We start from the raw sequence: 14660 nt of genomic DNA on the forward strand, positions 1-14660 counted from the left end.
GGGGGTCCTGGGGATGGCGGAGACGTTTCCGGTGCGCTGCCCGGCCTGCGGGCGGGCCAACTCGTACACGCCACCGGTCTTCCCGTGCGCCTGCGGTTCCCCGGTGACCCCGCCGCTGGACCCGGTCGCGAGCCCCGTCGAACTGACCCACCGCAACTGGTCGGAGACCTGGGTGACGGTGCGCTGCGGCTCCTGCGGGCGGCAGGACGAGTGGCCCCAGCCGGAGGTCGGCTGCGCCTGCGGGACCGTGGCGCGGATCCCGGTCCGGCCGCCGGAGGCGGAACCGGTGGCCGGGGTCCCGCGGAGCGGGGAGGCACCGGCCGGGGGCGCGTCCGGTACGGGCCCGGCCGGGCCCACCGGCCCGCCGGGGACCGCGGCCGCCGCCGGCACCCCCGGCGCGGGCGGGCGCACCGGCGGCGCGGCCGGCGGGCCGCTCGCGGGCCGGCCGCCCCAACGGCCCGCCTTCCGGCCGGTGACCATCCGCACCGCCCGGGACGCGGTCGCCACCGCCGCGCTCTACCTGCGCTGGCTCGGCTTCCAGGACGTCCGGCAGCCCGACGCCCGGCCGGTGCCCTCGGCCGCGGTGGACCTGCGGGCCCCCGGGCTGGTGGCCCAGGTCGACCCCACCACCGCCCCGGCCGACCTGCGCGCGGTGGAGTGCGTCTGGCTCAACGGCCTGACCGCCTCCGCGACGACCGTGTACTTCGCCCTGGCCGGGTACACGGAGGAGGCCCGGGTCCGGGCGGACGAGCTGGCCATACCGCTCTTCGTCATGGACCTCACCGGGATGCCCCAGCCGCTGAACGACCCGGCGGACCGGCTGGTGGGGGCGGGCGGGTGAGCGCGGGGGCGGCCCGCGCGGGACGGGGGCGCCCGGCGTCGGGCATCATCGGGGGCGCACGAACATCCTGTCGAGGAGATGCGCCTTGAGCCTGTACGACATCCCGCTGACCACCCTGTCCGACGAGCCCACCAGCCTGGCCCCGTTCAAGGGGAAGGCCGTCCTGGTGGTGAACACCGCTTCCCAGTGCGGCCTCACCCCCCAGTACTCGGGGCTGGCGCGGCTGCAGTTCAAGTACGCCGAGAAGGGCTTCACCGTCATCGGCGTGCCGTGCAACCAGTTCGGCGGCCAGGAGCCCGGCACCGCCGACGACATCCAGACCTTCTGCGCGGCCGGCTTCGGGGTGACCTTCCCGATGCTGGAGAAGAGCGAGGTCAACGGCGAGAACCGGCACCCGCTCTTCGCCGAGCTGGTCAAGACGCCCGACGCCGAGGGCGAGGCCGGGGACGTCCAGTGGAACTTCGAGAAGTTCCTGATCTCGCCGGCCGGCGAGGTCGTGGGCCGCTTCCGGCCGCGCACCGAGCCGGAGGCCCCCGAGCTGCTGGCGGCGATCGAGGCGGTCCTGCCGGCGTAGTGCGGTACGGACGGGGGTGCTGACCTTGGCCCGGGGCCGCGGTCAGCACCCCCGCCGTGTGCCCGGGGTCGTCAGTTGACCCCGCGCTCCATGCCCTCCCAGTACGGCCGACGGAGCAGGAACTTCTGGATCTTGCCGGTGGCGGTGCGCGGGATGGCGTCCCGGAACTCCACCGTGGTCGGCGCCTTGTACCCGGCCATCCGCGCCTTGCAGTGCGCGATGATCTCGGCCTCCTCGGCCGTGGCCCCCTCGGCCAGCACCACCAGCGCCTTGATCGTCTCGCCCCACTTCTCGTCGGGCACGCCGATCACCGCGACCTCCGCCACCGCCGGGTGGCTGAAGATCGTGTCCTCCACCTCGATGGACGAGACGTTCTCGCCACCGGTGATGATCACGTCCTTCTTGCGGTCCGAGATGGTCAGGTGCCCGTCGGACTCGTCGAGGGTGCCGCCGTCCCCGGTGTGGAACCAGCCGTCGGCCAGCGCGTCGGCGGTCTCCTCGGGCTTCTCCCAGTACCCGTCGAGCACGACGTTCGACCGGGCCAGCACCTCGCCGGAGCCGGAGAACTTCAGCTTGACGCCGAGCGCGGGCAGCCCGGCCCGGGTCAGCTTGCGGGCCCGCTCCTCGGCCGGCAGCTGCGCGTCGGAGGGCCGGGCGCGGTTGAAGGTGAGCAGCGGGGAGGTCTCGGTGAGGCCGTAGATCTGGGTGAACTCCCAGCCCAGCTCCTCGCCCACCCGCTGGATCGTCTTGCTGGGCGGCGGGGCGCCCGCGCAGACGATGCGGACCTTGTCCCGGCCGGGGATCTCGCCGTCCCAGGTCGCGGCCGCGTCGAGGACGGCGTTCCAGACGGCGGGCGCCCCGCACATGAGGGTGACGCCGTGCTGCTCGACCCGGCGCAGGATCTCGGCCCCGTCCACCTTGCGCAGCACCACCTGCTTGACCCCGAGCCCGGCCATCACGTACGGCATGCCCCAGCCGTTGCAGTGGAACATCGGCAGGGTGTGCATGTACACGTCCTGCTCCCAGACCCGGGTGTGCAGTCCGAAGGTGAGCCCGTTCACCCAGATGTTGCGGTGGGTGAGCTGCACGCCCTTGGGACGGGCGGTGGTGCCGGAGGTGTAGTTGATCGTCGCGGTGGCGTCCTCGTCCGGCCGGGACCAGGGCCGCGGCTCGACGCCGAAGCGCATCAGCTCGGTCTCGGTCTGCTCGCCGAGCACGAAGCGGTGGCGTACCGGGATGCCCGCGGTGACGGCCGCGACCTCCGGGTCGACCAGCAGGACCGAGGCCCCGCTCTGCCGGACCACGTACTCGATCTCCTCCGGCTTGAGGCGGAAGTTGACGGGGACGCAGATCCGGCCGCTCATCGGCACGGCGAAGAGGAGTTCCAGCAGCCGGGCGGAGTTGTGGCTGACCACGGCCACCCGCTCGCCCTCGCCGACCCCGAGCGCGTCCAGCCCCGCCTGCCAGGCCCGGACCCGCTCACCGAGCCGCCCGTACGTCGACTCCGGTACGACCAGGCCGGGTTGGTCGGGCTCGTCGACCACGCCGAGGCTGGAGGAAAACCCCAGCTCCGCCCGGTCGAGGAAGTCCGAGACCGTCATCGGGATCCGCATGTGCTCACTCCTGTGTCCGGAACATCTGCATCGGGTCCGTCGCGCGGGTACCGCACGGCTGTCGCACGGCTGTCGCATGGCTGTCACGTGGGCGTTCGCATCGGTCATCGCGTCGGTCCGCGTCGGTCCGCGTCGGTTTTCGCTCGGGGTCCCAGCAGATATCACTTCTGGTGCGTCTGGTGCTGCGCTCGTCTCCGCCTCGAGCCGTTGTCGGCTTCGCGGCCCATCGTGCCGGTCGGGGGCGGGCCTGCACCAGGTGTGGGTCAGCCGGTGATTGACGGGGGATCCGCTGGTGGGGCGGGGTGGTGGGTGGTGGGGTCGAGCCGCGGTCAGTCGGCGATCGACCCGAACTCCACCTTCCGGACGGTGGCGGAGGTCATGGCGGCGAGCAGCCGCTCGCCCTCGTGGACCACCTCGGCCCGCTGGGCGGCGGTGAGCCGGCCGAAGGCCTCGACGGTGAGCACGCTCTCGTCCCCGGCGCCGGTGGTCCGCCAGATGCCGGCGAGGGCGCCGTCGACCAGGAGGGTGCGGTAGGCCTGGTTGCCCTTGAACGAACGGCCCTTGAGGTCGGCCGGGATGACGCGGGTGCGGTCGGCGTGGGAGAGGAGGAGGTTGTCGAACTCGGGGAGGAAGCGCGGCGGAGCCGGGACGTCCTCGTCGGGGCGGGGCGCGTCCGGGAGGTCGAAGAGCTCGACGCCGTGCTCGTCGCGGAAGACGAGCAGCCGGGGCCGCAGCCGCTCGAAGGCCTCGCGCAGCCGGGTCAGCCCGGACCAGATCTGCATGTCCTTGACGGAGGCGGGGCCGAAGGCGCCGAGGTAGCGCAGCACCGCGTCCTCGACCGGGGCCGGCCGGTCCGGCGCGGCCGGCTCGCCGAGCCAGTTGTCCAGGGTGGTCAGCCGGACCTGCCCGGAGCGGCCCCACAGGCCCCGGGGCGTGACCTGGACCAGCGGCAGCCGGCAGCGGGCGGCCACCGCGAGCGACTGCGGGTCGGCCTCGGGCCACTCCTGCAGCAGCTCGGCCCGGATCTCGGCCATGGTGCGGGGTCCGTCCTCGACGAAGGCCCGGCTGAGCTCGGTGAGCCGGTCGAGGTCCACCCCGGTCAGCCCCTTGCGGAAGAGGCCGACCTCCCGGTCGCGGGCCGGCTGGACCAGGGGGCGCAGGGTCCGGGCGTCCTCGGCCGTGTGGGTGTGGATGGTGGACCGCATGGTGACCATCCGGACCACCGCGCGGGACTCCATCAGCGCGGACAGGTCCTCCGGCACGAAGCCCTCGAGCCGGGACCACAGCTGGTAGTACGGCGGCTGGACGTTCTGCGCCTGGAGCCCGAGCAGGTGCCCGACCGCGTCCTCGGCGGACATCGGGGACCGTTCGAGCAGCAGCTGCCGGGCGAGCGTGGCCCGCCCCAGGGCACGGGCACCGAGCACGGGGACCTTGGTGGCGTTCATGACACCCACGCTAGCCCGCCTTGCGGACAGATACGGTCCGCAAGGCACGGATGCAGCGGAACGACCCGTACCGATTCATCCGTATATCCTGGGCGGGAAACGTGATCAACCACGATGCCGGCCGGGACAGGGGGCCGGGACGTGGATCGGGACACCGGCCGGGCCATGGATCGCCGATCAGGACACCGGGCAGGGCATCGATCGGACGAGGGGAGCTGAAGGTCATGCCGGAGCGTCGAGAACACCGGCCCGCCCCGTCCCCCAAGCGCCACACCTGGCGGCGGCCCACCGCTCCCCCGGCCTCCGCACCGCCGGCCGGCCCCGCCGCGCCCGCCCCCACCCCGCCGCCCGCGGCCGCGCCGGCCGACCACCGCAGCGTGGTCGAGGCGGCGCTCTACCGCGACGGCCGCCGGGTCGCCTCCCCCGCGACGCTCGCCGAGACCTTCCGGCGGCTGCGCGAACAGCAGGACGGCATGGCCTGGATCGGCCTGCACCGGCCCACCGAATCCGAACTCCACTCGCTGGCCGCCGAGTTCAACCTCCACCCGCTGGCCGTCGAAGACGCCCTGGAGGCCCACCAGCGCCCGAAGCTGGAGCGCTACGGCGACACCCTCTTCGTCGTCCTGCGGGCCGCCCGCTACCTGGACGCACCGGAGGAGGTCGACTTCGGCGAACTCCACGTCTTCGTCGGCCCGGACTTCCTCATCACCGTCCGGCACGCCGCCGCCCCCGACCTCTCGGCGGTCCGCCGCCGCATGGAGGAGACCCCCGAACTCCTGCGCCTGGGACCGGAGGCGGTCCTGTACGCCATCCTCGACGCGGTCGTCGACGGCTACGCCCCCGTCGTCGAGGGGGTCCAGATCGACATCGACGAGATCGAGACCGAGGTCTTCCGCGGCGACCCGGAGGTCTCCCGCCGCATCTACGAACTCTCCCGCGAAATGGTCGAGTTCCAACGCGCCACCCGCCCCCTGGTCGGCATGCTCCACGCCCTGATGGCCGGCTTCGCCAAGTACGGCACCGACGAAGAGCTCCAGCGCTACCTCCGCGACGTGGCCGACCACGTCACCCACACCAGCGAGCGCGTGGACGGCTTCCGCCAGGCCCTCACCGACATCCTCACCGTCAACGCCACCCTGGTCACCCAACAACAGAACGCCGAAATGCGAGCCCTGGCCGAAGCCGGCTTCGAACAGAACGAAGAAATCAAGAAGATCTCCAGCTGGGCCGCCATCCTCTTCGCCCCCACCCTGGTCGGCACCATCTACGGCATGAACTTCGAAGACATGCCGGAGCTGAAGTGGGCCGGCGGCTACCCCTTCGCCATCGTCCTGATGGCCGTCGTCTGCACCAGCCTCTACGTCATCTTCAAGAAGCGCGACTGGTTGTAGGTCCCGGCCGTACGAGTCAGGACCTCCGGTGGTTGCCGTGTTGTCGCCCTGCGCGATGAGTCCGCGTCAGCAACGCTCCAGGACGGCGTCGAGGTGTTCTTGCACCGGCTCGAACCGTACGGCGGCCTCTTCCCGGGCTTCGCCCGGCTCGACCGCACCGGCGGGGAACTGCCAGGAGAGCCGCCCCTCGCTGACCCGACGCCGCACGATCAGCACCCGGCCTTCGTGCACCACGACGGCCGCCGCGATGGCCGGCCGCCCCTCAGCGTTCTGCTGCTCCACAATCTCCTCCAGACCGGGTGGGCCGGCCGCCGCCTCGAGGGGCGAAGCCGGCACGTTCACTGCTGCTCGGCCCCGGCGCGGAGGAGCGGCGCCAGCAGATCGACCACTTCCTCCCAGGGGAAGCGGTCCGCCCCACCGCCGGACTTCGGACGGTGGGGCTCGTAGCTGCCGATCAGCACGCCCATCTCCCGGAGCTCGTCGATGCTGCGCCGGTAGGCACGGTGGGCGGCGAGCGCGGTGTTCACGTAGGGCAGCAGGACCGTGGGGACGCCCATACCGGGGGCTTCGCAGAGGATTCCGAGGGCCAGGTTGTCGGCGAAGCCCGCGGCCCACTTGTTGACCGTGTTGAACGTGGCCGGCGCGACCGCGATGGCATCGGCCCGCGGATACGTCCGTGCCTCGCCGGGCGAGCGCCAGGCGGACCGGACCGGGTACCCGGTCTGCTCCTCGATCGCCCGGACGTCGAGGAACTCCAGACCCTGCGGGGTGGCGATGACCCCGACCTCCCAGCCCCGTTCCTGCGCCGCGGTGACGAGTCTGCCGACGTCGCCGGCGATACCGGCGGCGCACACGACGACGTACAGGAAGGGCTCGGACTGCGGCTCGGTCACGCGGGTACTCCCAGTCGGCGGCAGAAGTGGTGGAGCTCCGGCAGCGTACGACGTCGGTCCCGCGCAGCCATGTCGGCAACCAGCTCGCGGACGGCGGGACGTCGTACGTCCTGGGCGGCGCAGGTCTCGGCGATCCGCAGGGCCTGGTAGCCGTCGGCCAGGCGGCCCTGCTGGGCGTAGGCGCGGCAGCTTCGACCCACAGGGCGCTCGGCTTTCGGGTGCCGGGAGGTGGCGCGTGAGCGGGCGAGCAACATTGTGCGATCAGTCTGAGGCGGCCGCCAGTCAGCGAGCAGGCTGCTCCCTCAGATGGGACAAGACCTCTGCGACCGGCAGGTCGTAGTGGTCCTTGTCTCCTGCCCATCGAGCCATGACCGCGACCGCCGCTTCGGCCATGTCCACAGGCAACCCGGCGGCGCGGAGCGTTTCGGCGATGTCCTCCATCTCCGGAGCCCAGCGCCAGGCGCGTGCGGCCACGCTGGGCAGGTATCCGGGGTCGGAGAGAATGTTGGACGCCATCGTCTGCGCCTCGGCCGTGAGCTCGTCACCGACTCCGTGGGCATCGGCGAGCGCGTGGGCCACACCGGCAAGGGTTCGGGCGGCCTTCTGGTAACTGGCGAACGCCATCTTCAGCGCGGAGGCGGAGCCGACGCTGCCGCTCGCTCGGCGGACGTGCAACGCGGTGTCCTTGAACAAGGACTCCATCGTGTCCATGGCCTGGGCTTCGCCAGCCAGGTAGAGACGAGCAGCCCGTTGGCCACCGGGCGGCGGACCAAAGATCGCTCCGTCGAGGACCGTGCCGCCGGGTCTGATCTCCTCCGCGATGCGCTGCATGCGCTGAGGGTTGATCGCGTTGGCATCCACGTACACGCCGGCGAAGGCGTGGCCGGCGACCGTGGCCGCCACCTCTTCGGCAGCCTGCGGCGGACAGATCGACAGGACGATCTCGCTGTGCTCCAGCGCCTCGGCGAGCGAGTCACAGGTGGTGGCGCCAGCTTCCTTCACCCGCCGGTGGGTCGCCTCGCTTCGGCCTTCCAACACCCACAGGACCTCGTGGCCTGCGGCGACGGCCTGGGCGGCGACCGCCGCGCCCATGGCGCCGGGGTGCAAGAGGGTCAAGGTCGTCACTGGCTGCCTCCTGGCGGGAGCTGAGCGGGCATGCCTTCCTGATGAGCAATGATCACCTCACGGAGGCCGATCGCGGCAGGCGATCCGGCCCCGGGGTGCAGCGCGAGCTGACGGCTGAAGTGGCCGATCCGGCGGTCGACGCTCTCTGTGCGGCGCCGGACACTGACCCCGAGGACCGCGTGGATCTGGGTCGCCGCTGCGTCGATGTCCTCTCGGCCCAACCGAGCCATCGCCAAATCCATACGGGCCAGGGACATCTCACCAAGTCGCTGCTGCCCCGGAGGCACGGACTGGAACGGCTCCACCGCTTCGTCGGCCCGGGCTTCGGCGTCGCTGAGGTGCTGCGTGCCCGCCAGCCACAAGTGCGTGCTGCTGGCGTAGAGCAGCTGCTTCTCGACGGGGAAGGCCATCATCCCGCCGGGCAGCTCGTCGCCTTCGACGAGTTGGTCTCGCAGGCGGTCGGCAGCGCACAGCCCTGACCTAATCCCCTGCGTCAGGGTTGACGATCTAGACCACGAGAGGGCGCCTGGGAAATCCGCTTGCGGCACACTAGGAATCTCTCTAGCCTGCCGATAGGCACGGAGCTCGGGACAGTACCTGGGCCACCGCTGATCATCTTGAGGTACGGAGCGTCGGACAGCGCCTTCGCCACCACCTCCCTCCAGACTTCTACGCACCCATCCTGTCTCGGCTGCCGTCTGCCGGACAGGCGAAAGGCGTTCCCTTGACCATCTACTCCCAGCATGCCAACCGTGGGAAGACGCAGATCCTGGCGACCTACCAGGGGCCGGACGGCGTCGTGTCCAAGACTGTGACGAGTCTTGGCGACGTTTACCTTGCCGCTCCGATCGTCGACGCTCTCAATCGGATCTCCGCCTTCGCTACCGTCCCTGTCAGTGTCCACGACCGCCGGGAACGGCGTGTGGGCTACTACCCACGCCAACATCTTGCGGCGCTGACCGACGCTGCCGCCCGAGCCGATCTCCTCAGCGGCACCCACAGCCTGTGGTACGAGTACGTCTGCCTACGACTTCATCAGGCACTGGTTGCTCTCGAGAACGCCTTGGCGGCTGTGCCAGATACGGTCAGCAGGGCAATCCGCTCCGAACTAGAGTCAGAGCAACGTGAGTTGTGTGCGGCGCTCGATGATTTTTCGGGGACTTCTTCGGGAGACGGGCCCGAGATCGAGCGCCACTGGGAGTTCGCCCATCCCTTCGTGAAGTATGACGACGGAATGAACACGTTGAGCGACGAGACGCGCTCACAGCTCGACCTCCATGAGGAGCAGTTCACCTCGGTGGATCGAGAGAGGGCCGTCAGTAACCTCCGAGTGCTGGTCACCGCACACTCCAGGAGCAGCGGGATGTGGGCTTCACTGGATGACCCCAGTTGCGAGCTCTTTGCAGAGCCATACGACTCTGACGGCTTCTACTTGGCGGTCCACGCGCCGGAACCCGGTGACGCCGACGGGTTGTGGGAAATCGAGATCGGGCGCTGGGAGTCGGACAATCCAGACGAAGAGTATGGAGAACACACCAGCGCGACAGGTAGCCCCCTGGTCGGGTGTGTTCTTCCGGCTGCACCAGATGCGGACGCGATCACACACTTGCTGAAGTCGGTGGACGAGGAGCCGCTGCTGATCGCTCAGTGGGCTGAGACCCCGATGGAAACGGCGCTCGCGGGGACCACGATGGTGGTGACCAAGCGCTACGACTCCTGATGGATCGCCCTGAAGAGATGTCGCGCTGTCAGCGCAGCGGACCCGGCACGGCCAACTTCTGCTCGCCTCACTGACACTCCAGCCGCTGTGGTCATCCCGGAAGGGATGACCACAGCGCACCGGGCTGGTCTCGCCCCCGTATGGGATCCCGTGCGAGGGTGGGGCGCATGAGCGAGCCTGCCCGTGTCAGCCTGACCAAGAGTTCGCCCGTCGTGTCGCTCGCCAAGCACGGGGTGACGTCAGGGCTGATCAAGGTCAATCTGAACTGGACGTCCCCCGGTGCCGCCGCCGAGCGGTCGAGGGGAGAGGCGCGCGGGGTGTTCGGACGGATCCGGGCCTCGCTGCAGGCCGCGGCCGCCAGGGACGTGGATCTCGATCTGGGCTGCATGATCGTGTGCACCGACGGAACCAAGACCGTGGTGCAGGCGCTCGGGAACGCCTTCGGCGCGGTACGCAGCTTCCCCTATGTCGCGCTGGATGCGGACGACCGGACCGGGGCGAACGACGCCGGGGAGAACCTCGTCATCAACCTGGACCACCAGGACGAGTTCCAGAAGCTCCTGCTCTTCGTCTACATCTACGAGGGCTCGGGCGACTTTCGCGGGCTCGATGCAGTGGTGACCCTCACCTCCGACCGCGGGGACAGCTTCCGGGTCGTGCTCGACGAGTGTCCGCCGCACGCCCGTGCGTGTGCCATCGCCCTGATCCGGCGGCGGAAAGGTGAGCTGGTGATCGAGCGCGAGGTGCGGTGGTTCACCCCCCAGGACGGACCCGGAGTACAGGATGTGATCTCCAGGGCCTACCGGCTCGGGATGAAGTGGACCCCGGGGCGCAAGTGAACTGTCGTCCCGCTGCGCGTAGTTCAGAGCGTGATCGGGGTCGGGGTGAGGTGGGCTCGGTAGCGGCGGAGAGTGCGGTTGTGGAGTTCGGCGGAGAGGAGGATGTGGGCGGTGTTGGGGTGGTCGGGGACCAGCTCGACCAGGGCGGACACCGGGTGGTCGCCCAGCAGCGGGAAGGCCTTGAGGCGGCGGAACTCCCATTGGGGGTCGGGCTGGGAGGCGCCGTGGCCGCGTACGATCCACTCCTCGCGGGCGGGGGTCGCGCCCGGGGGCCGTTCCACGCCCACGTCCAGGACGCCGGTCGTGACGGTGAAGCTGACGCCCGTGCCGGTGCCGGGGACGGGGCGGGTGCGCTCGCCGGGGTCGATCAGCCGGGCGACGGGGCGGTGGGCGGGGTCGGGCGTGGCGAGGGCCACGCCGAGCGCGGCGTGCCGGAACACCCCTTTGTTCTCCGGGGTTTCGGGCCGGAACGAACACACCATCAGGAGGTGGCGGAACTCCCGCTCGGGCGCGGCCTCGAGGTAGGAGGACCAGCCGGTCGGCGCGCCCGCGTGGCCGGCCGGGAGCAGGTCCCAGCCGAAGGTGAGCCGGCCGCGCAGCGGTCGGTCGTCCGCGGGGGTGCCGAGGGTGCGCTCCGGCAGGAGTTCGACGTCGTGCAGCCGGATCTCCGTCACGGGGCCGCTCCCTTGTTCCTGCCGTGCAGATAGGTGAATGCTCCCCAGTCACGGTAGTGCGGGTACGCCTCACGCGTGGCGAGTTGGGCGGCCCGGAAGGCCGGCTCCGGGTCCGCACCGGCCGCGACCGTACGGTGCAGGTGGTGGTGGAAGTAGGTGGTCGGTTCCGGGCGGACCGGCCACAGGCATCCGACGACCGCCTGCGCCCCGGCCGTGATCAGCGCCGACGGGATGCCGCGGACGTTGTCGCCGCGGTCGAACCGGCCGAGCGCCGACTCGCAGGCGGCGACGGTGACCAGGCGGACGCCGCGCAGGTCGGCGCCGAGGAAGTCGTAGGCGAAGAGCCGGCCGTCGTCGTCGCCGTCCGGTGAGAGGTAGAGGCAGTGCAGCCAGGGCGCGTCCTCGTCCAGGGTGCCGTGGGCGGCGATGTGGACCACGTCCGCCGTGGCGATCTCGGCGAGCAGCCGGTCGCGGGTGGCCGCGCGACCGGTCAGCGCGGCGCTGCCCACCGCCGCGGCGACCTGCCGCGCGTGCTCCTCGAGCGCCGGTTCGGCCGGCAGGCCGTAGGGGACCCCGCCCGCGGCGGAGGCGAGTACGACCGTACGGCGCTCCCGCGCGGCGACCTCGACGGGGGCCAGGGCTTCGAGACCGGCGATGGTGGTGACCGTCCAGTCGTCGACGATCAGCCGGCCGCCGGTGCGGCAGAGCGGGAGGGGGAGGTAGTGGAGCGCGCCGTGCGGCCAGGCGAGGATGCGGTCCTTGCCCCGGGCACGCCACCGGTCCCACAACTCGGGCCTGCCCAGCGGCAGTCCGGGCTCCGCCAGGAGCCGGGCGCCCTCCGGGGTCACCTCGCCGAAGAGGGGGTCGCGTTCGATCTCGGTGCGGATGGCCTCGATGCGGTCGGCGAGCGGGTGCCGCTCGTCGTCGTCCTCCGCCCCCTCGCCGAGCTGCACCACGAGCTCACGGCCCTCCCGGGTGACGGCGAGCAGTACGGCCGCTCCGTTCACGGCGGTGGGCAGGAACCAGGTCAGCAGCACGGTCCGGTCGTCCAGCAGGGCGGAGGCGTCGGCCCAGAGCCGCCGGTCGTCCACGAGCGGGGCCGAGCGGCGGAACAGCTCCTCGTCGATGAAGGACGAGATGCGCCGGCGCAGGTTCCGGGCGAGCTGCGCATGGTCCTGCCCGCCGGGCCGGCGGTCGCCGTCCGCGGCGGTCAGCAGGCTCGCCGGTTCCGCGCCGGGTGCCGGCTCGGTGCTCGCCTGATCCTCCAGGTCCCGCAGCCGCCCGAGGAAGTGCTGGACGTGCACGGGGAGCGCGAGCGGGCCTTCGATCCGCCACCACACGCCGAGTTGGGAGCCCTTGCCCGCCTGGTGCAGGCCGAGGAGCAGCCCCACCGGCTGGCTCTCGGCCTGGGCGACGAGCTGCCAGTGCGCGCCGTGGACGAGGTCGCGCAGGATCGCGCCCAGTTCCACGGCGTCCCTCGGGTCGAAGTTCGGTACGTCCACGATGATCGCGTACAGGGCGTCCCGGAGCCCGTCGCCGCTCAGTCCCGCCAGCTGCTGGACGAACGGCACCAGGCTGGCCCGCGCCAACTCCTCGAAGCGGAGCGTGGCATAGGCGAGAGCGGCGTACGTGAAGTAGCCCCAGGGGAACGGAACCGGGCCCGGGCCGGGTTCACCCGCCGTCGCCGCCTGGTGGTACAGGTCGGCCGTGAGCAGCCGGACCTCCTCGCTCCCGTCGTCGCCGGCCTGCCGCAACAGGGCAATTCCCAGGGCTGGTTGCTGCCGGTCGCGGGCGTGTGCGGCCGCGTGCAGGAGGGCCGCGGACCGGCGCGCGGGCGGCCAGGACGCCGGGAAGACCGGCGGGGAGGAGACCGGCATCGCTTCGTCGGGCCCGGGGCACTCCGTCGGATCGTCGGGCAGGACGTGCAGCCGCGCCTCGGTCAACTGCCTCCGGTGGGCGGCGTCCCAGTGCAGGTCGATTTCTCCGGCCCAGCTCAGGACGGCCCGCAGCAGCCGTCGGTCGGCCCTCTCACGGGCCAGGTTGACGCCCTGGCTGATCACCCGCGCGGTCACCGCGGTGCCGTACGCGGCGGCGAAGGCGGCGGGCGGCATCCCGAAGACGTCCACGAGCAGGCGGTCGGCGGCTTCCGGAGCGATCCCGTCGGCCGTCCTCAGGAGGAACAGCCCGAGGTCCGGCTCGCCCTCGGGCTCGTCGAGCCAGGCCGCCCAGGCGGCCCGCAGGGCGTCGGCGTGGACCTCCTCCTCGTCGACGAGGAGCTGTGCCAGGAGCGCCAGCAGCCGGGGACGCCGCGCCCCGCCGGTCAACTCCAGTGCCCGTACGACGAGATGGCCCGCCTCCACCAGCAGCCGGTGGGACTCCGCCACGAATGGCTCCGCAGGGGTGGACCACAGGCGGTACAGCTCGGCGGTCAACCGCGCGGACCAGGTGGTCAGCAGCCGGTCGGCGTACCGGTCGGCCGCCAGCTCGGCCGGCCCCCGCACCGCCATCCGCAGGGATGCGGCGGCCAGCAGCGCGGCCTCCAGCCCGGCGGCACCCTCCGCCCCCTCGACGAGCCGGGCCGCCAGGGCGGCCGCCTCCTCGAACACCTCGCGGTCGCACCGCTCCTCGACCACCCGGACCGCCGCCTCGACCGTCCGGAGCGCGGCGATCCGCCAGGCCGACGGCACGGCGCCGACCTCTGCGACCTCGGCGACCAACCTCCAGTACACGTAGGGGAATTCCGCACCCCCTCGGTGCGCACGCAGGTCGTCGAGGCACAACAGATCGACCAACTCCCCGGCGGACAGCCGGTGGTGTGCGGCCAGCGCCCGCCTCGCCTCCTCCACGCCCCGCGCCCGGCGCTTGGCCTCCTCCAGAGACATGATCCGGTCGCACACGGAGAGCGCCAGCTCCATGAGGATCCCGACGGGATCGACCACGACCCGCACCGTCGGCGGCTCGCCTCCCTCGTGCGGTTCGTCGTCCGCCTGGTGCGGGTCACCCTCCTCGCGTGGCTCGCCGGCCTCATGCGGATCGTCCGACGGGGCACCGGGCGCACCGAAGCGCACCGGCCCGGCGCAGACCATCCCCCGCCGCGTCTCGAAGTCCAGTGCGCCCAGCGGATCGTCCGTGGCGGGCAGGACGTGGGACACGACCAGCAGGACCGAGCCCGCGGCGGCCGCCGCCGCGGACCATCCGGGCGGCTGCTCCAGGAGGAGGTCGTGGACCAGCGGTGCACCGCCCGGGCCCCGTACGGCGAGTACGCCGGCCTCGTCCTGCGTGACGCGGCACCCGGGGGCGACCGGGCCGCCGAAGGGCAACTCGTCCAACGACCGGAGCGGCGCCAGACCCCACCCGCGGGCCCGGGCGAACAGGCTGCCGCCCGCCCCGTGGCCCGTCACGAACGGGCTCACCCCCACCGGCCCCACGGCCAGCCCGGCATGCCGCACCCCCGCCACCTCGGCGACGAACGCCCACCCGGTCACCTCCCGCGACAGCCGCACCCCGCCTCCCCTCCACCGCCGGTCAGCCCGCCTCCGGCTTCA

Annotated in this window: 12 protein-coding genes and 2 pseudogenes; 6 read left to right on the forward strand and 8 right to left on the reverse strand. The window is 72.0% G+C overall.

Annotation, left to right across the window (positions count from 1 at the left end; all coding sequences use genetic code 11):
• The first annotated feature begins 13 nt into the window (after positions 1–13).
• Positions 14–841, forward strand: coding sequence for a hypothetical protein (locus AB0O40_RS19140; RefSeq protein WP_365042612.1), 828 nt, complete (start codon positions 14–16; stop codon positions 839–841).
• A gap of 85 nt (positions 842–926) precedes the next feature.
• Positions 927–1415, forward strand: a complete 489-nt coding sequence (locus AB0O40_RS19145) for a glutathione peroxidase (RefSeq protein WP_365042615.1) — start codon at positions 927–929, stop codon at positions 1413–1415.
• Between the two features lie 71 nt (positions 1416–1486).
• Here AB0O40_RS19145 and AB0O40_RS19150 read toward each other — a convergent pair whose 3' ends face one another.
• Positions 1487–3028 carry an AMP-binding protein gene (locus AB0O40_RS19150; RefSeq protein ID WP_365042618.1) on the reverse strand — a complete coding sequence of 514 codons (1542 nt, stop codon included), beginning with the start codon at positions 3026–3028 and terminating at the stop codon, positions 1487–1489.
• A gap of 329 nt (positions 3029–3357) precedes the next feature.
• A complete protein-coding gene (locus AB0O40_RS19155) occupies positions 3358–4473 on the reverse strand; it encodes a winged helix DNA-binding domain-containing protein (protein WP_365042621.1) in 1116 nt (371 codons plus the stop codon).
• 224 nt (positions 4474–4697) lie between these two features.
• Between AB0O40_RS19155 and AB0O40_RS19160 the strand changes: the two genes are divergently transcribed.
• A complete protein-coding gene (locus AB0O40_RS19160; protein ID WP_365042624.1) occupies positions 4698–5864 on the forward strand; it encodes a magnesium and cobalt transport protein CorA in 1167 nt (388 codons plus the stop codon).
• A gap of 114 nt (positions 5865–5978) precedes the next feature.
• On the opposite strand, the pseudogene AB0O40_RS19165 reads toward AB0O40_RS19160, so the two are convergent.
• The 4 genes and pseudogenes from AB0O40_RS19165 to AB0O40_RS19180 form a co-directional block, all read right to left on the reverse strand.
• Positions 5979–6146 (reverse strand): annotated as a pseudogene (locus tag AB0O40_RS19165) (NUDIX domain-containing protein); the annotation flags it as partial.
• 56 nt (positions 6147–6202) lie between these two features.
• Positions 6203–6757 (reverse strand): flavoprotein, encoded by a 555-nt coding sequence (locus AB0O40_RS19170; protein ID WP_365042627.1) that lies wholly within the window; start codon positions 6755–6757, stop codon positions 6203–6205.
• Positions 6754–6965 (reverse strand): annotated as a pseudogene (locus AB0O40_RS19175) (transcriptional regulator); the annotation flags it as partial. The pseudogene AB0O40_RS19175 and the gene AB0O40_RS19170, both read right to left, overlap by 4 nt.
• Positions 6966–7039: 74 nt before the next feature.
• Positions 7040–7882: a DUF1932 domain-containing protein gene (locus AB0O40_RS19180; protein ID WP_365042630.1), complete on the reverse strand. Its 843-nt coding sequence runs from the start codon at positions 7880–7882 to the stop codon at positions 7040–7042.
• A 41-nt stretch (positions 7883–7923) separates the two neighbouring features.
• On the opposite strand from AB0O40_RS19180, the gene AB0O40_RS19185 reads away from it, so the two are divergent.
• From AB0O40_RS19185 to AB0O40_RS19195, 3 genes are all read left to right on the forward strand, one after another.
• Positions 7924–8361, forward strand: a complete 438-nt coding sequence (locus AB0O40_RS19185) for a hypothetical protein (RefSeq protein WP_365042633.1) — start codon at positions 7924–7926, stop codon at positions 8359–8361.
• A gap of 245 nt (positions 8362–8606) precedes the next feature.
• On the forward strand, positions 8607–9602 hold the full coding sequence (locus AB0O40_RS19190) for a hypothetical protein (RefSeq protein WP_365042636.1): 996 nt from the start codon (positions 8607–8609) through the stop codon (positions 9600–9602).
• Between the two features lie 167 nt (positions 9603–9769).
• A complete protein-coding gene (locus AB0O40_RS19195; RefSeq protein ID WP_365042638.1) occupies positions 9770–10441 on the forward strand; it encodes a hypothetical protein in 672 nt (223 codons plus the stop codon).
• Between the two features lie 23 nt (positions 10442–10464).
• Here AB0O40_RS19195 and AB0O40_RS19200 read toward each other — a convergent pair whose 3' ends face one another.
• Together AB0O40_RS19200 and AB0O40_RS19205 are read right to left on the reverse strand one after the other, a co-directional pair.
• The gene (locus AB0O40_RS19200) at positions 10465–11115 is read right to left on the reverse strand and encodes a hypothetical protein (protein ID WP_365042641.1); all 651 of its coding nucleotides are present in this window, start codon (positions 11113–11115) and stop codon (positions 10465–10467) included.
• A complete protein-coding gene (locus tag AB0O40_RS19205; protein ID WP_365042644.1) occupies positions 11112–14618 on the reverse strand; it encodes a CHAT domain-containing protein in 3507 nt (1168 codons plus the stop codon). Before AB0O40_RS19205 ends, AB0O40_RS19200 begins: the two co-directional genes overlap by 4 nt.
• Positions 14619–14660 lie beyond the last annotated feature (42 nt).

Source organism: Streptomyces sp. NPDC089919, from assembly GCF_040684615.1.
GTDB lineage: Bacteria > Actinomycetota > Actinomycetes > Streptomycetales > Streptomycetaceae > Streptomyces.